The sequence below is a fragment of the Clostridium sp. HBUAS56017 genome (assembly GCF_007115085.1).
Classification (GTDB): Bacteria; Bacillota; Clostridia; order Clostridiales; family Clostridiaceae; genus Clostridium; species Clostridium cibarium.
In genome coordinates this window covers 216,480-234,040 of sequence record NZ_SULK01000003.1, presented here as the reverse complement: position 1 = coordinate 234,040, position 17,561 = coordinate 216,480, and the positions used below count along the sequence as shown (strand labels likewise).

The 17,561-nt window shown below is 30.1% G+C and carries 18 protein-coding genes and 1 riboswitch; of the genes, 13 read left to right on the top strand and 5 right to left on the bottom strand.

Annotated elements, in window-relative coordinates; translation table 11 throughout:
- From purF to FAY47_RS04815, 7 genes are all read left to right on the top strand, one after another.
- Complete coding sequence (purF, locus tag FAY47_RS04845) at nt 1-1,431, top strand: amidophosphoribosyltransferase (RefSeq protein ID WP_143315307.1); 1,431 nt, start codon at nt 1-3, stop codon at nt 1,429-1,431.
- Nucleotides 1,432-1,440: 9 nt separating this feature from the next.
- Nucleotides 1,441-2,442, top strand: coding sequence for a phosphoribosylformylglycinamidine cyclo-ligase (purM, locus tag FAY47_RS04840; protein WP_143315305.1), 1,002 nt, complete (start codon nt 1,441-1,443; stop codon nt 2,440-2,442).
- Nucleotides 2,430-3,041 carry a phosphoribosylglycinamide formyltransferase gene (gene purN / locus FAY47_RS04835; RefSeq protein WP_143315304.1) on the top strand — a complete coding sequence of 204 codons (612 nt, stop codon included), beginning with the start codon at nt 2,430-2,432 and terminating at the stop codon, nt 3,039-3,041. The genes purM and purN overlap by 13 nt, the downstream gene beginning before the upstream one ends.
- Before the next feature lie 15 nt (nt 3,042-3,056).
- The gene (purH, locus tag FAY47_RS04830; RefSeq protein WP_143315303.1) at nt 3,057-4,559 is read left to right on the top strand and encodes a bifunctional phosphoribosylaminoimidazolecarboxamide formyltransferase/IMP cyclohydrolase; all 1,503 of its coding nucleotides are present in this window, start codon (nt 3,057-3,059) and stop codon (nt 4,557-4,559) included.
- Between the two features lie 18 nt (nt 4,560-4,577).
- Entirely contained in the window at nt 4,578-5,828 is a 1,251-nt protein-coding gene (purD, locus tag FAY47_RS04825) for a phosphoribosylamine--glycine ligase (RefSeq protein ID WP_143315301.1), read from the top strand.
- A 139-nt stretch (nt 5,829-5,967) separates the two neighbouring features.
- Complete coding sequence (locus FAY47_RS04820) at nt 5,968-6,174, top strand: alpha/beta-type small acid-soluble spore protein (protein WP_143315300.1); 207 nt, start codon at nt 5,968-5,970, stop codon at nt 6,172-6,174.
- Between the two features lie 337 nt (nt 6,175-6,511).
- Nucleotides 6,512-6,721, top strand: a complete 210-nt coding sequence (locus tag FAY47_RS04815; RefSeq protein WP_143315298.1) for an alpha/beta-type small acid-soluble spore protein — start codon at nt 6,512-6,514, stop codon at nt 6,719-6,721.
- Between the two features lie 109 nt (nt 6,722-6,830).
- Here the strand turns inward: FAY47_RS04815 and FAY47_RS04810 are convergent, their stop codons facing one another.
- Nucleotides 6,831-7,178, bottom strand: coding sequence for a hypothetical protein (locus FAY47_RS04810; RefSeq protein WP_143315297.1), 348 nt, complete (start codon nt 7,176-7,178; stop codon nt 6,831-6,833).
- 173 nt (nt 7,179-7,351) lie between these two features.
- Between FAY47_RS04810 and FAY47_RS04805 the strand changes: the two genes are divergently transcribed.
- The 3 genes from FAY47_RS04805 to FAY47_RS04795 all read left to right on the top strand — a co-directional run bounded on the left by FAY47_RS04805 (nt 7,352) and on the right by FAY47_RS04795 (nt 10,708).
- Nucleotides 7,352-8,515: an HBL/NHE enterotoxin family protein gene (locus FAY47_RS04805; RefSeq protein ID WP_143315295.1), complete on the top strand. Its 1,164-nt coding sequence runs from the start codon at nt 7,352-7,354 to the stop codon at nt 8,513-8,515.
- Between the two features lie 132 nt (nt 8,516-8,647).
- The gene (locus FAY47_RS04800; protein ID WP_143315294.1) at nt 8,648-9,037 is read left to right on the top strand and encodes a metal-dependent hydrolase; all 390 of its coding nucleotides are present in this window, start codon (nt 8,648-8,650) and stop codon (nt 9,035-9,037) included.
- Nucleotides 9,038-9,217: 180 nt separating this feature from the next.
- Nucleotides 9,218-9,319: riboswitch (purine riboswitch) on the top strand.
- A gap of 87 nt (nt 9,320-9,406) precedes the next feature.
- Nucleotides 9,407-10,708, top strand: coding sequence for an NCS2 family permease (locus FAY47_RS04795; RefSeq protein WP_347562787.1), 1,302 nt, complete (start codon nt 9,407-9,409; stop codon nt 10,706-10,708).
- Nucleotides 10,709-10,839: 131 nt separating this feature from the next.
- Here FAY47_RS04795 and FAY47_RS04790 read toward each other — a convergent pair whose 3' ends face one another.
- Entirely contained in the window at nt 10,840-11,622 is a 783-nt protein-coding gene (locus FAY47_RS04790) for a helix-turn-helix transcriptional regulator (protein ID WP_143315291.1), read from the bottom strand.
- Between the two features lie 178 nt (nt 11,623-11,800).
- Here FAY47_RS04790 and FAY47_RS04785 point away from each other — a divergent pair, with 178 nt between their 5' ends.
- Both FAY47_RS04785 and FAY47_RS04780 read left to right on the top strand, forming a co-directional pair.
- The gene (locus FAY47_RS04785) at nt 11,801-12,601 is read left to right on the top strand and encodes a lipid II flippase Amj family protein (RefSeq protein ID WP_347562786.1); all 801 of its coding nucleotides are present in this window, start codon (nt 11,801-11,803) and stop codon (nt 12,599-12,601) included.
- Between the two features lie 133 nt (nt 12,602-12,734).
- On the top strand, nt 12,735-13,103 hold the full coding sequence (locus FAY47_RS04780) for a phage holin family protein (protein WP_143315288.1): 369 nt from the start codon (nt 12,735-12,737) through the stop codon (nt 13,101-13,103).
- A 116-nt stretch (nt 13,104-13,219) separates the two neighbouring features.
- Here FAY47_RS04780 and FAY47_RS04775 read toward each other — a convergent pair whose 3' ends face one another.
- The 3 genes from FAY47_RS04775 to FAY47_RS04765 all read right to left on the bottom strand — a co-directional run bounded on the left by FAY47_RS04775 (nt 13,220) and on the right by FAY47_RS04765 (nt 15,496).
- Nucleotides 13,220-14,275 carry a galactose ABC transporter substrate-binding protein gene (locus tag FAY47_RS04775; RefSeq protein WP_143315287.1) on the bottom strand — a complete coding sequence of 352 codons (1,056 nt, stop codon included), beginning with the start codon at nt 14,273-14,275 and terminating at the stop codon, nt 13,220-13,222.
- Between the two features lie 229 nt (nt 14,276-14,504).
- A complete protein-coding gene (locus tag FAY47_RS04770) occupies nt 14,505-14,714 on the bottom strand; it encodes a DUF1648 domain-containing protein (RefSeq protein ID WP_143315286.1) in 210 nt (69 codons plus the stop codon).
- Nucleotides 14,715-14,866: 152 nt separating this feature from the next.
- A complete protein-coding gene (locus FAY47_RS04765) occupies nt 14,867-15,496 on the bottom strand; it encodes a YfcE family phosphodiesterase (RefSeq protein ID WP_143315284.1) in 630 nt (209 codons plus the stop codon).
- Between the two features lie 229 nt (nt 15,497-15,725).
- Here FAY47_RS04765 and hcp point away from each other — a divergent pair, with 229 nt between their 5' ends.
- On the top strand, nt 15,726-17,429 hold the full coding sequence (gene hcp, locus FAY47_RS04760; RefSeq protein WP_143315283.1) for a hydroxylamine reductase: 1,704 nt from the start codon (nt 15,726-15,728) through the stop codon (nt 17,427-17,429).
- Nucleotides 17,430-17,561: the final 132 nt, after the last annotated feature.

The following is a 17,561-nucleotide window of genomic DNA, read 5'->3' as shown; positions in this document are numbered from 1 at the left end:
ATGACAAATTCAGATTTTAATTTAATATTAGATCCTAGTCTAGATAAATTTAAAGATGAATGTGGTGTATTTGGGGTTTTCTCAAGTACACCTCTAGATGTAGCAGGAATGACTTACTATGGATTATATGCACTACAACATAGAGGGCAAGAAAGTGCAGGTATAGCAGTAGGTGATGGCGAAAAGATCGAAATGCATAAAGGGCTAGGTTTAATAACAGAAGCATTTAGCAAGGAAGATTTAGAAAAGTTAAAAGGTCATGTTGCTATAGGGCATGTAAGATATTCTACTACAGGAGCAAATACAGTAGAAAATTCTCAGCCACTTTTAGCTAGTTCTAAGTTAGGCTCTATTGCCTTAGCACACAATGGTAATTTGGTAAATGCAGATGTGATAAGAGAATTACTTGAAGAGGGTGGACACATTTTCCATACTTCAATAGATTCTGAAGTAATAGCTACTTTAATTGCAAGAGGTGCAAAAAAGGGTATAGAAAGAGCAGTAACTGATGCAATGCAAGCAATTAGAGGAAGTTTTGCAATGGTTATAGCTACAAAGGATAAGCTTATTGGTGCAAGAGATCCTCATGGAATAAGACCTCTTTGTATAGGAAAAGTTGACAATGCTTATATTCTAGCATCTGAAAGTTGTGCTCTTGATGCTGTGGGAGCTGAATATGTTAGAGATGTTAAACCAGGTGAAATGATAATAATAAATGAAAATGGTATTGAATCATTCCAGTATTCTGAAGATGCAGGTTGTCAAACTTGTGCTTTTGAATACATATACTTTGCAAGACCAGATTCTATGATAGATGGACTTGATGTTTATAATACAAGAATAAAATCGGGAGAGAGATTATTTAAAGAACATAAGATAGAAGCTGATTTAGTAGTAGCAGTACCTGATTCAGGAATACCAGCAGCTATAGGGTATTCAAAGGCTTCAGGAATTCCTTATGATATAGGTTTTGTTAAAAACAGATATGTAGGAAGAACATTTATATCGCCTTCTCAAGAAATTAGAGAAAAGGCTGTTGCTGTAAAGTTAAATCCTTTAAAAGTTAATTTAGATGGTAAGAGAGTAATACTTATTGATGATTCTATAGTTAGAGGAACTACATCAAAGCATTTAGTAGAATCATTAAGGAGAGCAGGAGCTAAGGAAGTACATTTCCTAGTAGCATCTCCAGTTGTTAAGTATCCATGTTACTTTGGAATCGATACTCCATATAGAAGTGAACTAGTTGGCGCAAATTACACTATTCCAGAAATAGGTGAAATGATAGGTGCAGACTCTTTAGGCTACTTAAGCATGGAAGGAATGTATAAATGCTTTGAAGGCAAAGAAGGATTCTGTGTAGGTTGTTTTAATGGAAAGTATCCAGTAGCAACTCCAATTGAAACATCAAAAGATCATCTTGAAAGGTAGGATTATTAAATGATAACTTATAAGGAATCGGGAGTTAATATAGAAGAAGGATATAAGTCAGTTAAGCTAATAAAGGAATATGCAGCTAGAACAATGAGTAAATATGTTTTAAATGGACTTGGAAGTTTTGCTGGTATGGTTGAGCTTCCAGAAGGCTATAAGAAACCAGTTTTAGTATCAGGAACAGATGGAGTTGGAACAAAGCTTGATATAGCATGCAAGAAGAAAAAGTATGATACAGTAGGAATTGATTGCGTTGCCATGTGTGTTAATGACATACTTTGTCATGGAGCAAAGCCATTATTTTTCTTAGACTACATAGCTTGTGGTAAGCTTGAAGCAGAAGTTGCAGCAGATTTAGTTAAAGGTGTATCAGAGGGTTGCCTTCAATCAGACTGTGCTCTTGTTGGGGGAGAGACAGCTGAAATGCCAGGTTTTTATAAAGAAGGAGATTATGATATAGCTGGTTTTGCTGTGGGGATAGCAGATAAGGATGAAATAATTGACGGATCTAAAATTAAAGAAGGAGATAAGCTTATTGGTATAGCTTCTTCGGGAGTTCATTCTAATGGATTTTCACTTGTTAGAAAGTTGTTTAGTGACTTAGATATGGAGTTTGAAGGGAAAGAAGTATGGAAAACTTTAATTACTCCTACTAAAATTTACGTTAAGCCAGTGCTTGAACTCTTAAAAAACTATGAAATAAAAGGAATGTCACATATAACTGGTGGTGGATTTATAGAAAATGTACCTAGAATGTTTAATGGTAGAGAGTTAACTGCAGTTATAAATAAAGAAAGCTATCCATTACCATCAATATTTGAAAAGATGGTTGAGCTTGGAGTAGATAAAGATCATATGTACAATACCTTCAACATGGGGATTGGATTTGTACTTTGTGTCAATGAAAAGGATGTTGACCCTATAAAGAAAGTTCTACTTGAAATGGGGGAAAGAGCTTACGAAATAGGTTATGTAACATCTGGAGGTGAAGGTGTTTGTTTAAAATAGCAGTGCTAGTTTCCGGGGGAGGAACTGACCTTCAATCTATTATTGATGCAGTTGAAAATAAAGAGTTAGACTGTGAAATAAAAATGGTAATAAGCAGTAAAGAAGGGGCTTTTGCAATAGAGAGAGCTAAAAAACATGGTATAGAATATCATGTTGTAAGTAGAAAAGAATTTGGGGAACATCAATCAGATAAAATTTTAGAATTGACAGATGGAAAAGTAGACTTAATAGTACTTGCTGGATATTTATCTATTTTAAATGGGGAACTTTTAAATAAATTTAGCAATAAGATGATAAATATTCATCCATCTTTAATTCCTTCCTTTTGTGGCCCAGGTATGTATGGGCTAAAGGTACATGAAGCTGCAATTGAGAAAGGTGTTAAATATTCAGGGTGTACAGTGCATTTTGTAAATAATGAAGTAGACGGGGGAGCAATTATTTTACAAGAAGCAGTGCCAGTTTCTTTTGAAGATACGGCGGAAACTCTTCAAAAGAAAATATTAGAAAAAGAACATATATTATTACCTAAAGCAATTAAACTTATTTCAGAAAATAAAATTGAAATTATAAATAAAAAAGTGAAGATTGAAGAATAAAAGGAGGCCTTTATTTTGAAAAAAAGAGCTTTAATTAGTGTATTTGATAAAGAAGGAGTATTAGACTTTGCAAAATTTTTAGTATCACAAGATGTTGAAATAATATCAACAGGTGGTACATATAAGCATCTAAAGGAAAATGGAGTAGATGTAATAGAAGTTAATGAGGTTACAAATTTTCCGGAAATGCTAGATGGAAGAGTTAAGACTTTACATCCACTTGTACATGCTGGAATACTGGCTATAAGAGATAATAAAGAACATATGGATACTTTGAAATCAAGAGAAATACACACAATAGATTATGTTGTAGTTAACCTTTATCCATTTTTTGAAAAGGTAAAGGAAGATCTAAGCTTTCAAGAAAAGGTTGAATTTATTGATATTGGTGGTCCAACAATGCTTAGAGCAGCAGCTAAAAACTTTCAAGATGTAGTAGTTATATCAGACAAAAAGGATTATGCTGTTGTTATGGATGAAATGAAATCAGGAGAAGTTTCATTAAAGACTAAAAAGAGATTGGCAGGTAAGGTATTTAATCTTATGAGCGCATATGATGCTGCTATTTCTAATTTTATGTTAGAAGGAGAAGAAGAATATCCTGAATATCTTTCAGTTTCATTTAAGAAAAAGCAAGGTTTAAGATATGGTGAAAATTCTCATCAAAGTGCTGCTTTCTATCAGTCAACAACAGTAGAAGGAGCTATGAATAGCATAGATATATTAAATGGTAAAGAATTATCTTATAATAACTTTAAAGATATGGATATAGCATGGAAATGTGCAAATGAATTTGAAGAACCATCATGTTGTGCTTTAAAACATAACACTCCATGTGGTGTTGCTATTGGAGAAAATCCATATGAAGCTTATATGAAGGCTTATAAGGTTGATCCTACTTCAATATTTGGTGGAATAGTTGCCTTCAATAGAAAGGTTGATAAGAAAACTGCAGAAGAAATGGTTAAGATATTCTTGGAGGTAATTGCAGCTCCAGATTATGATGAAGATGCACTTGAAGTATTAAAAACTAAAAAGAATTTAAGAGTATTAAGAGTTAGTAAAACGCCCCAAGATGAAAAGTATATGGTAACTGTTGATGGAGGTATCTTAGTACAAGAAGAAGATAAAAAGCTTTTAGAGAAAATAGAAGTTGTGACTGAAAAGAAACCAACTGACGAAGAAATGAAGGATTTACTATTTGGAATGAAGGTTGTTAAATATGTTAAATCCAATGCAATTGTTGTTGCTAAAGACTCTGTAGCGCTTGGAATTGGCGGAGGTCAAGTTAATAGAATATGGCCAACAGAAGATGCTCTAAAAAGAGGGGTTGGAGCTACTATATTAGCCTCTGATGCATTTTTCCCATTTAGAGATGTAGTAGATCAAGCTGCTAAAGCTGGAATTAAGGCAATTATTCAGCCAGGTGGATCTATGAGAGATCAAGAGTCTATAGATGCTTGTAATGAACATGGTATAGCTATGGTATTTACTGGGCTTAGACACTTTAAACACTAAAAGTTTGGAGGATATTTTATGAAACTACTTTTAATTGGTTCTGGAGGAAGAGAACATGCAATAGCTTGGAAACTTTCAAAGAGCCCAAAGGTTGAGAAAATATATGTAGCCCCAGGTAATGGTGGAACTGCTGTAGAAAATAAATGTGAAAATATTAATATAACAGATTTTGATGAATTAGTTAAATTCGTTAAAGAAAATGATATTTACCTTACTGTAGTAGGTCCTGAAGATCCATTAACTAAGGGGATTACAGATAAATTTAAAGCTGAAAATCTTAGAATATTTGGACCTGATAAGGCTGGAGCTCAGCTTGAAGGAAGTAAAAGTTTTTCTAAGGAATTTATGAAAAAGTATGGAGTAAAAACTGCTGAATACGAAGTGTTCACAGAAGTAGAACCGGCTTTAGAATATATAGAAAATTGCACATATCCAGTAGTTATCAAGGCTGATGGACTAGCGGCAGGAAAAGGTGTTGCAATTTGTGAAACAAAAGAGGATGCTAAAGAAGCATTAAATTCTTATATGATAGATGATATATTTAAAGGTGCTGGACAAAAGGTTGTTATAGAAGAATTTTTATATGGAGTTGAAGCTTCAATTCTTTCTATTACAGATGGAAAGACAATAATACCATTTATATCAGCTAAGGACCATAAGCAAATTTTTGATGGTGGTAAGGGACCAAATACAGGTGGAATGGGAGTTTTAGCACCAAATCCATATGTAACCAATGAAGTTATGAAAGAATTTGAAGATAATATAATGGCTAAGACTCTAGAAGGAATTCAAGCTGAAAAGTTTGACTTTAAAGGAATTATATTCTTTGGACTTATGATTACGAATAAAGGAACATACTTACTTGAATATAATGTAAGAATGGGTGATCCTGAAACGCAATCAGTATTAAGTTTAATGGAAAGTGATTTGTTTGAAGTAATTGAAGCAGCAATGGATGAAAAATTAAGTGAAACTACTGTAAAGTGGAGAGATGAAGTTTGTATAAATGTTGTTCTTGCATCAAAAGGTTATCCAGGAAGCTTTGAAAAAGGTTATGAAATAACTATAGATCAAGGTGTTAAGGATAATGTATTTTTAGCAGGAGCTAAGCTAGAAGATGGAAAACTTAAAACTAATGGAGGAAGAGTTCTTTCTGTTGTTGGTTCAGGTAAAACATTAGAAGAAGCTAGGGAAGTTGCATATAGAAATGTTGAACTTGTAAATTTTAAAAATAGCTATTGCAGAAAAGATATTGGAATTTATCGTTAGTTTTACAATAGAACAATAGAATGCTATCTTTACCAACATTTAATTGGATTAATATTTCTAATGATGGTTAATATAATAGTGCCAAGCAAATTTAACATTTGCAAAGGCAAAATACTATATATTAAGGGAGGAAACTAAGATGGCATCAAATAATAGTGGAAGAAACAGAACTTTAGTACCAGAAGCAAAACAAGGATTAAACAGATTAAAAACTGAAGTTGCTTCAGAAGTAGGATTACAAGACTACGAAAACATTGACAAAGGAAACCTTTCTTCAAGACAAAACGGTAGTGTAGGTGGAGAAATGGTAAAAAGAATGGTAGAAAGTTATGAAAGAGGTCTATAAATAATATAGGCATCAAAAATGTAGTAAGCCATTTTTAAAATAGTGACATAATTCCTCTCTAATGAGAAAAGGCTAGTAGAGCATTTATAATAATTATTATATTTGTTCTACTAGTTTTTATATTTATATAATATTATAAATTAGAGGGCAATCTGTTAAACTTTGATAAGAAATCCAGCAGACTTATGAAAGTAGTATTATTAGGTTTCTCGTCTAAGTATATGAAATAAAACATTTGAATACTACTTTTGCTAACAATTTAATAGATTATAAATTTTGCTTGTGGTTAAGATATAACTGTAACCAAAATTTATATTTATTAAGGGAGGTAACAAAAATGGCATCAAATTATAGTGGAAGAAACAGAACTTTAGTACCAGAAGCAAAACAAGGGTTAAACAGATTAAAAACTGAAGTTGCTTCAGGAGTAGGATTACAAGACTATGAAAGCATTGACAAAGGAAACCTTTCTTCAAGACAAAATGGTAGTGTAGGCGGAGAAATGGTAAAAAGAATGGTAGAAAGTTATGAAAGAGGCCTACAATAACAAAGTTATTTAAAATTTTTTAAAACCGTCTAATATACATAAATTCTTTACTACATAGAAAAAGACTAGTAGAGCAAATACAACGTTCTACTAGTTTTTGTTATTTTACTTAGTTATCTTTTGTTAAATAATAGTTTGGTATAAAGCTCTCATCAGCAGTTTTCTTATCTAAATCTATATTGTCTATAAGTGGAGTAGAAGTAGTAAATTTATCTTTGCTATCTGTCCAATCTTTAAGTAATCCTCCTTTATGAAAAGTGGATTCAGCTCCACAAATTGAACAATATCTACTGTCTCCAGATAGCTCAATGTCACAATCAAGATTAGTACATTTATTTCTCAAGAAAGCACCACAAATTTGGCAGTAATCACCTTTTATATCAGTGTCCTCGTTATTACAAATAGGGCAAACGGAAGCTTTTCCTATATCATTTATGATAATCCTATCATATTTCATATTGTCCTCTCCTTAACTCCAATTAAATATATTTTACCTATTAATTATAGCTTATCAGACTCTTTACAAAAAGTATTTATTAATATTGAATATTGAGGAATTAAAATACACATTATATACATAAATGTATTAATTGTTTTAGGTAAAATATAAATAATAAAGGAGAAAGATATATGTTAATTTCAGAAGCAATTCAATTTAATAGTAAATCTTTAATTGAAGCTGAAAATGAATACAAAAAGAATGTTATTATGGTGACTAGGTTTATGGTTGGTGTTAGAAAGACAAAGCTTCACGCATTCAATAATAATCCCCCAGGTTATGATGATTTTGTAAAAGCATTTCAAAGATCAAAGGTTATAGCCAGAGACTGGGAAGCAAATGTTTATGAAGATTTAATAATTACTCCTAGAAATGTAAAAAAACATAATAATCACATTTTACATGAACTAACAGCAGCTCGGAAGCAAGCAAAATATTTAGTGACTCATCCAACTGATAAGGAAGGAAGAGAGGCTTTATTAATTGATTTAAATACTGTATCTGATAGATTGAATAATATTACAGAAGAAATTGCAGATTCTCTAAAAAACATACAGGATTTTAAAGGGAATATGCCTCAAATGGCAAAGGATATGCAAGCTGTCGCAGATAAGGCTGTAGAAGAAGCAGGTGTAGATAAAGGATTAGTAGAGCAGTTAAATAAAGATATTCAAAATTTACAAGATGAAATAAGCAGGCAAACGGCACAAATTGTAGCTGCAGCTATAGCAGCTGGTGCTGCAATAGTCATTGGTGTTGTAGCAGTATTTTTTGCAGGGCCATTAGGGTTAATTACTTGGTTTTTCTTAGCTCCAGTAGTTGCAGGTGCTATTTATGTTATTGTAGTGAATTCAAAAAAAATTAAAGAGGAACAAGATAAAATCAAAGAAATTAGTAGTAAAATAACTGGGATAAATGCTGATGTTACAGCATTTCAAATAATATCTAAAAACTATACAGCAATGGCTAAGGAAGTTCAAGCTTTAGAATCTAATGTTCAATTAATATTAAATGAGTGGCAAAAGCTTGAAGATGATGTTAACAGAGCAATTAATGATGTTTCAGTTGCAATTAATGATACTAATTTTAATAAATTTGATATAGTTGTTAATGATATTGATGCTGCTATAGATGAGTGGAATAGTGCTTATAAACAAGCAGATTATATTGATCTTAATATACAGGCAAGTGATGCTAAATTAGAGATAGGTATGTCTGAAACTGAAACAAAAGCGGCAATAGACAAATCAAATGTTGTAGACATTTTAGAATATTTAAATAAACCAGCAATCTAAATGAATTGTTGAATCTTTAGAAAAAATGTTATAATATAAGAACGTGTGTTTGCAAGAGGTGCTGTTATTTTATAAAATGAAATTACAGTATCTTTTACAAAATAACACAAAAAATTTAAGGAGAAGAAAATAATGATAAAAAGAACACATTTAGCAATAGGCTTAGCAGCAACAATTCCACTAATAATGAAGAATCCAATAAGTGTTCTTGGTGTTTTAGGAGCAATTGCTCCAGACTGGGATAAGTATTTAAGATTAAAACATAGAACAATAACTCATTCATTGGTAGCACTAGGAGTATCTACAGTAGGCTTATATCATGTTAATAAGTCAGTTGCTCTTGTTTGGGGAATATGTTATGCTTCACATTTATTAGCTGATGCTCTTACAATAAAAGGAGTACCATTTTTTTATCCATATAAAAAGAAATATGGATTGAAATTATTAAAAACTGGGGATGTAAAAGAATATGTAATCCAGCTATTAGCAATTGCTATTCTCATTTTAAGATACATAAGGTAATAAATTTTAGTTTTCAATGTATTACAGTGCCATTTAGAAAATTGTTTAAGAAAAAAGTGTAAGTGATAATGTTTACTAGTGAAAATATTTTAATAAATCATTTTGCATAGTTATTAAAGTCATAAATTATAATAGAAACATAGACAAGTGTAGGAAAATGTAGTATTATATAACCCTAACCCAAAAAGTAATCATAATTTTCGTATAAAGTTGGAGATACGGTCCGACAGTTTCTACCAAGTTGCCTTAAATGACTTGACTACGATATGTTACTACTTTCATATATTTTAATATATGTCTAATACATATCTTTATCCTCAACATGCGATAAAATTTGATTACAATACTACAGCATAGAGGAGAATGACAATGAATTTCATATCAAATTATTTTCAATTTAAAGAAAAACAAACAAATTTGAAAACAGAAGTAATTGGAGGGGTAACCACATTTTTAACTATGGCTTACGCCTTGTTTTTAATTCCAAGTGTTTTAGCTCAAGCAGGATTGCCACAGGAAAGTGTTTTTGTAGCTACAGCTTTGGCAGCAGCAGTTGGTACTTTAATAATGGGAGCATTTGCAAAATTCCCTTTAGCTATAGCTCCAGGTCTTGGACTAAATGCATTTTTTACATATAGTGTATGCATAGGAATGAATATTCCTTGGCAAACAGCTTTAGCAGGTGTATTAGCTTCTGGTATTATATTTTTCTTAATTTCAGCAACAGGTCTTAGAGAGATTATTATAAAAGCAATTCCAGCTAATCTTAAGTTCGCGGTAAGCGCAGGAATTGGTTTGTTTATAGCATTTATCGGTTTGAAGAATGCAGGAATTGTAGTAGCTAATCCTGCTACATTTGTAGGGCTTGGGGATTTAACAAATCCATCAGTTTTATTAGCTGTATTTGGTGTTATTGTTATATCAATATTAATGGTAAGAGGATCAAATATTGCAATATTTATTGGAATGATATTAACTGTAGTTGTAGGAATGATAACTGGTCTTATCGAAATTCCATCAGCAGTAATTTCCATGCCACCATCAATGGCACCTACTTTTGGAGTAGCAGTAGAAAATATAGGTGAAGTGTTTAATCCGCAAATGCTTTTAGTTGTATTTACATTATTATTTATGGATTTCTTTGATACAGCTGGAACATTAGTGGCAGCAGGTTCAAAGGTGGGATTATTAAAAAAAGATGGCTCAGTAGAAAATGGATCAAAGGCATTGCTTGCTGATTCAGTTGCAACTTGTATAGGTTCAGTGTTTGGAACTACTAATACAACAGCTTATGTTGAATCTTTATCAGGAATTTCTGTAGGAGCAAGAACTGGATTTTCTAGTGTAGTAGTAGGTATTTTATTTTTACTTTCATTATTTTTCTCACCATTACTTACTGTTATTACAACACAAGTAACTGCACCTGCATTAATTATAGTAGGATCATTAATTTGTAGTACTTTAAAGGAAATTGATTGGGATAAGAGTGAAATAGCTATACCAGCATTTTTAACTATTATATTAATGCCATTAACTTATAGCATAGGTGAAGGTATCGCATGTGGATTCTTAACTTATGTTATACTAAATGTCTTTAAAGGTAATTACAAAAAGATACATCCAGTTATGTATTGTTTAGCAGTATTATTCTTAATATATTTTATAGTTTAATGTAAAGGCCGTATGGAAATATTCTGATATTCTTGTATTCTTATATTCTTAAGAATATGCTGATAACTTGAGACTTTGAAGAATTTTGTTGAGGGGGCAGTATCAAAATGATTTTGATACTGCCCTTAGTATTATGTAGAAGCTAGAGAAGTTATGAAATCAAAAGCATCTTCATCATCATTTATAGAAATTTTTATATTTCCAAAGATAGTGTCAGTAGTATTAAAGTTAAGAATACTAGACATTTCTTCGTAATTTTCTTCTCTATTTATCTTATCTTTTGAAAATAATATTTTTTGACAGCAAGGTTTACTATTAGCTTGAGATGGAAGAAGCATCATAGCAATACCACCAATATACTTTTTCATATTAACATTTGGCTTAATCATATTTATGTAGCATATTCCATCTTTTACACTTGTAAGTTCAAAGAAGATTAGCTTATCAGTTGTCTTATAATTTCCTTCAAAACTTTTAATAATTGAATTTTCATGAATTATATTAAAGCATACATCATCATCATGAAATTCAATAACACCTTCCTGAATAGTACCTTCTTTATATTTATTTGTTACAAGGAAATATACAAAATATTTTTCTCTAAAAATATGCTGGAAAGAATTTTTAGAAGTATTTATTGATTCTAGATCGCTGATCTTTAGTTTACTATATAGTAAATCATTTAATTTTATTTTATATATTTTAGAAATATATATAAGGGTTTCTATAGTTGGAAATGTAGATCCTGATTTGTATTTAGAAAGTAGATCTTCAGAAATTCCAATCTTTAAAGATAAGTTTTTTTGAGTTCCTTCTATTTGTATTAATTTCTTTAAGTTATATATAAAATTTAATGATATTTCATTATATATATTATTTTTAATTAACTTTATTTCATTTATGTTATCAATCATCTAATATTCCTCCAAAAACTTGAATATAATTCAAGTCTTAATAACTAAGTATTCAATTATATTTTATCTTAACATAGATTTATTGAGTACTTTTTCTTTTTATATTACCATAACGAGGAAAAGTAATAAACAACTTGGAAGTTAGTTGGTAACTTAGAAGATTTGATGGAAAGAATAGGTGATAAAGTTGATAATTCAAATTATATTTGTTTTAATATTAAATTTTATAATTTCATTAATAGGGACATTGGCATATTGTACTAGAATAGTTGGTGTAAGAATAGGAAAAATAGCTATTACTTTTGCAGTATTTAACATACTGTCTCTAGTGTCAAGAGTAGCAGTAACCTTCCAAACTCCTATATTAACAAAGTTAGTAGAGTATAGATCATCAGGAAACTACTTAATAACTATATTTGATTTAATAATTATTGTTTCAGGTATTGCTACTGTTTTTGCAGCTTTATTAATTCCCACATTTCAGAAAATATTCTATAAATGTGTTTTATGTTTTTCTGTTGATAAATCAATCTCAAAATTAATGTTATATGGTTTTTCAAAAGCTGGAATTAATTATATGAGAAATTCCATTGCAATACCAGTAAAAAGTAATATTAGAAAAATTAATTTAAAAAAAGTACCTAAAAAACTAACATTATACAATTTAATATCTGTCTCATTGATAACTACTGGATCTTTAGCACCAATTTACGCAGGAAGCTTAGAACCAGAGCTCAGAGCAACTTGTATTACTTTATCTTCAATTATAAATGGTTTAGCTGTTATTCTAATGTCAATATTTATTGATCCACAGTTATCAATTATGACTGATGATGTAATAGATAATAAATGCTCAGAAGAAGATTTTTGTGTATGCATTTTTGCTATGATTGGCAGTAAAATTATAGGTACTTTTGCTGCTATTATGTTGCTTATTCCTTTTTCATATGTGGTAGTATATATAGCAAGATTAATATAATAATATTTTCTACTTATTAAGAAATGCGGTAAGCATAGTAAAATTTTATTTTTTAAATATATCATATTATAAATAAAAAATGTACATACTATAAATGTAGTCATGTAAATAAAACTGCAAGGGAGGAATAACAATGGTACATAAAGAACAGACAGACAGACATGCACATAGTAGTTTTTTTGGTTGGTTAGGAAGATTGGTATTAGTTGCTGTTGTTTTAGGGATAACATCATTTTTGACTCCAGGTTTTACAATTGAAGGCTTATGGTCTTTCTTAATAGCTGCAGTTGTAATAACAGTTCTAGATTATTTTGCAGAAAGTTTTATGGGAGTTGATGCATCTCCTATTGGAAAAGGTATAAAGGGATTTGTAATATCTGCCATAATAATATATCTAGCACAATTTTTAGTACCAAACATGAGTGTATCAATAATAGGTGCCTTATTGGCAGCGCTAGTTATTGGGATACTAGATGCAGTTTTACCAGGAAAAGTAATGTAAAAACTTTATTAAAAAACTTATATAAAGAAGCTATTAAAGATAATAAGATGATTTCTATACAACATGGAAATCATCTTATTTATGTTGTTTTATTGAAGATAAATTTTAATTGATAATTAGTTTAATGCTTTATATAGCATATAAGGAATACGAATAGCAACACCACTATCATCAAAGGTATAATTTGTTCCTTCTAATGGTTTTTTATTTTCAGCTAAATTCATTCCGCAATAAAAAAGAGCTTCTGCAGTTCCTTTAGCATCTTGTATAACAGTATTTGTCATAATACCTTTATCAATTAATTCAATAGCTTCAGGAAGTCCATCTACGCCAACAACTGGAATTGTTCTAGAGCTGCCTTCTTTATTAAAGCCATAGGATTGTAATGCTTCAATAGCACCTATTGCCATTGAATCATTATTTGAGTTAATAACTTCAATCTTATCTCCAAACTGCAAAAGTAAAGCTTCAGTAGCTTTTCTACCTTCTTCTTTGTCCCAATTGCAAATTACTGATGAAAGTTCTTTTGTCTTTATGCCTGCAGCATCTATAGTAGAAACAGAAGCTTTTGATCTACCAATGGTGTCTAAGCTGTTTGGTTTTCCTTTTAAAAGAATATATTCCATAACATTATTTTTATTATGATCTACAGTATTTTTGTGCTTAATCCACTCATTAATAAGAATTTCTCCTTGAAGAATACCACCTTCTTCAGGACTAGAACCAATAAAAATAGCTTTATTATATGATTTTATAGCATCCATATTATATGGTTCACTGTGAAAAACAATTACAGGAATATTGCTGGATTTAATTCTATTTATTACATTTTCAACAGAATTTATATTAACTAAATCTAGCAGTATAAGATTATATTGTTCGTTTGAGATAATAGAATTAATAAATTGTGTTTCTAAATTCTCGTTATTATTGGAATTAAAAAAAGTAAACTGTACTTTATCTTTATTTTCTTCTTGAATTACTTGCAGGTATTTTACAATCTGAGAAGGATATGGCTCATTGACATCATACATAACAACTGCTATTTTTATTGGAACTTCCCTAAATGGATTGAAAGGATTGATTTGTGCCATAGCCTTATTTGGAAAAGCAAATGAGAAGGACAATAAAGCAATTATTAATATTGATAGGAATTTCTTAAAAGTTTTCATCTTAACCACCTTAATTTGTATTTTATAAAAATTCATTTTAAATTTAGTATACCTATTGCTAAAAATACTATTCAGGGGAATTTTAAGTTGGATGTAAAAAGATTAAATTTTAACTGACAATAAAAATTGTTTTACAGAAAAATCAGTGTGATCCATTCTACCCTAAGTAGATTGAATAAAATTAGGAAATACATCATAAAGTTAATGTGGCTATAAATAAATTTTTGGTTTATTTATAGCCACGTTTTGCTTTATATGATTTATAAACTATAAAAGGAATAAATCCTAATAAAAATGATAATCTTTTATTTAAATACCAATTAACATCACCGTTATAGTTCCATTGCATAGGAATTTGATCAGGTAAAAAAGGAGTTGAAATAATTATTATAATTATTGGTATTACTAATATTAATATATCCTTTTTATTAAATTTCATATCGTATCACCTAATTCTTTTAAGTTATTTTGATTAATGCTAACACAAATATATATAATAGACAAGTAGATTTGTAGTTTTAAAGTATTTGATGATATTGATAAAAGTTCTATATGGAATGTTACAGATACTTTATATTGATTTAGATAATTTTATATTTTAATTTTTCGTATAGAATATTCGAAGTTATCATCTTCAAATTTTAATATACCATATGAAGCTCTTGATTCATCACTAGGTAAACCAACACTACCTACATTCATTATTAGTTTTCCGTTTTTAGTTGCTATAAATGGTGAATGAGTATGGGCGCAAAGCAATATATCATGATTCAATCTATTAAAGAGCTCAGAAATATCTTCCTGTGGTGTAAGTATCCCAATTCCTTCATTAATCTTACGATCTGACCCATGAACACATAGTATTTTAACACCTCTAATTGTAGTTTCTTCTTTTTCTTTTAAAGTTTTAATAGTCTCAATTAATTCTTTTGATACCTTACTATTTACATCTAAAAATTTATTGTACATATTATTTTCAAGTTCATTTTTAGGTTTGAAATTTTCATTTATTTCATTAAACCAATTATCTGTATTACCTTTAATCCAAACAATTGGTTTAATCATTTTAATTCTCTCAAAACATTTCTGTGGCTCTGTCCCAGAAAAGATTATGTCTCCAAGGACAATAACTGAATCAATATCATTTTTATGCATATCCACTATAACTGTCATAAGTGCATCATAGTTCCCGTGGATATCAGCAATTACTCCTATCTTCATAATAACCTCCAAGTGTAAAAATTAACAATATATTACAATATAATTATATCACCATTATGTAGAAGTTTATATATTAATCTTAAAATTATATTTAACTAGAAGAGGAAAATTTTTAAGAAGATTGTAACACCTGTTACGGAATAAATCAGAGTTATTAAGTATACTTTATCTTGTAACGAGGAAAGAAATTAGAAAAATAATTTTTTTAGATAAAGTAGGAGGAAAAAATATGTCAATGTTTTGTTATCAATGTCAAGAAACTGCTGGTTGCAGTGGATGTACTGTAAGAGGAGTTTGTGGTAAAGATGAAAGCGTAGCTAAAGCTCAAGACTTATTAGTATATGTATCTAAGGGATTAGCTATGGTTAGTAATGAAGGTAGAAAGGTTGGAGTTATAGATAATAAAGTTGATAAGTATATAACAGAAAACTTATTTACTACAATTACTAATGCTAACTTTGACAGAGATTCTATATTAGAAAGAGTAAAAGAAACTCTAAAGTTAAGAGAAGAATTAAAAAGCAAAGTTATAAAAGCTGGTGGAAAAGTTGGAGAAGTTAAGGTAACTGGTGGTTTCTTTAAGAAAGTATTTGGAATGAGTAATGAAGAAGTTATAGCTCCAGATGCTGTAACTTGGACAGCTGACAACACAATAGAGTTTGATAAAAAGGCTGAAACTGTAGGAGTATTAGCAACTAAAGATGAAGATGTAAGAAGCTTAAGAGAACTTATAACTTATGGATTAAAGGGATTATCTGCTTATATGAAGCATGCTATGAACTTAAAATATAATAATGAAGAAGTACATGGATTTATGGCAAAGGCACTAGCAGCTACTTTAGATGATACTTTATCAGTAGATGATTTAGTAGCATTAGCTTTAGAAGCTGGAAAATTTGGTGTAGATGGTATGGCTCTTTTAGATAAAGCTAATACAGAAACTTACGGAAATCCAGAAATAACCACAGTAGATATTGGAGTTAGAAAAAATCCAGGAATATTAATTTCAGGACATGATTTAAGAGACTTAGAAATGTTACTAGAGCAAACAGAAGGAACAGGAGTAGATGTTTATACTCATGGAGAAATGCTTGCTGGACAATATTATCCTAAGTTTAAAAAATATGCTCACTTTGCAGGAAACTATGGTAATGCATGGTGGAAACAAAAAGAAGAATTTGAAAGCTTTAATGGACCAATTTTAATGACTACAAACTGTGTTGTTATACCAAAGGATTCATATAAAGATAGATTATTTACAACAGGGGCAACTGGAATGCCAGGATGTGCTCATATAGATGCAGATAAAGATGGAATCAAGGACTTTACAGCAATTATAGAATTAGCTAAGAAATGTAAGGCTCCAAAGGAAATAGAAAATGGACAAATCGTTGGTGGATTTGCACATAACCAAGTTTTAGCGTTAGCAGACAAGGTTGTTGATGCTGTTAAATCTGGTGCAATAAAGAGATTCTTTGTTATGGCAGGTTGTGATGGAAGAGCAAAGGCTAGAAACTATTATACTGAATTCGCAGAAAAATTACCAAAGGATACAGTTATATTAACTGCTGGTTGTGCTAAGTACAAGTACAATAAGTTAAACTTAGGTGATATTGGTGGAATTCCAAGAGTATTAGATGCTGGTCAATGTAATGATTCATACTCATTAGTTGTAATAGCTCTTAAATTACAAGAAGTATTTGGTTTAGATGATGTTAATAAATTACCTATATCATACAATATAGCTTGGTATGAACAAAAAGCTGTAATAGTATTATTATCATTATTATACCTTGGTGTTAAGAATATTCACTTAGGACCAACACTTCCAGCATTCCTTTCACCAAATGTAGCTAAAGTACTAGTTGAAAACTTTGGTATTGGTGGAATTACAAATGTTGAAGATGACATGAAAATGTTCATGGAAGCATAGAAGTTAATTACTAGATAATCATAATAAATTAGCCCTATCCAATATATATATTTAAAATAGAGAATCCTAGCTGTATTATTATAGCTAGGATTTATTTTTGTATTTTGAATACCACCTGCTACGCGGGTGGTT

Bases quoted from the DNA above. Each gene is read 5' to 3' on its own strand.
- purF (WP_143315307.1), top strand. From the start codon at position 1: ATGACAAATTCAGATTTTAATTTAATATTAGATCCTAGTCTAGATAAA.
- purM (WP_143315305.1), top strand. From the start codon at position 1,441: ATGATAACTTATAAGGAATCGGGAGTTAATATAGAAGAAGGATATAAG.
- purD (WP_143315301.1), top strand. From the start codon at position 4,578: ATGAAACTACTTTTAATTGGTTCTGGAGGAAGAGAACATGCAATAGCT.
- FAY47_RS04820 (WP_143315300.1), top strand. From the start codon at position 5,968: ATGGCATCAAATAATAGTGGAAGAAACAGAACTTTAGTACCAGAAGCA.
- FAY47_RS04815 (WP_143315298.1), top strand. From the start codon at position 6,512: ATGGCATCAAATTATAGTGGAAGAAACAGAACTTTAGTACCAGAAGCA.
- FAY47_RS04810 (WP_143315297.1), bottom strand. From the start codon at position 7,178: ATGAAATATGATAGGATTATCATAAATGATATAGGAAAAGCTTCCGTT.
- FAY47_RS04805 (WP_143315295.1), top strand. From the start codon at position 7,352: ATGTTAATTTCAGAAGCAATTCAATTTAATAGTAAATCTTTAATTGAA.
- FAY47_RS04800 (WP_143315294.1), top strand. From the start codon at position 8,648: ATGATAAAAAGAACACATTTAGCAATAGGCTTAGCAGCAACAATTCCA.
- FAY47_RS04795 (WP_347562787.1), top strand. From the start codon at position 9,407: ATGAATTTCATATCAAATTATTTTCAATTTAAAGAAAAACAAACAAAT.
- FAY47_RS04790 (WP_143315291.1), bottom strand. From the start codon at position 11,622: ATGATTGATAACATAAATGAAATAAAGTTAATTAAAAATAATATATAT.
- FAY47_RS04780 (WP_143315288.1), top strand. From the start codon at position 12,735: ATGGTACATAAAGAACAGACAGACAGACATGCACATAGTAGTTTTTTT.
- FAY47_RS04775 (WP_143315287.1), bottom strand. From the start codon at position 14,275: ATGAAAACTTTTAAGAAATTCCTATCAATATTAATAATTGCTTTATTG.
- FAY47_RS04770 (WP_143315286.1), bottom strand. From the start codon at position 14,714: ATGAAATTTAATAAAAAGGATATATTAATATTAGTAATACCAATAATT.
- FAY47_RS04765 (WP_143315284.1), bottom strand. From the start codon at position 15,496: ATGAAGATAGGAGTAATTGCTGATATCCACGGGAACTATGATGCACTT.
- hcp (WP_143315283.1), top strand. From the start codon at position 15,726: ATGTCAATGTTTTGTTATCAATGTCAAGAAACTGCTGGTTGCAGTGGA.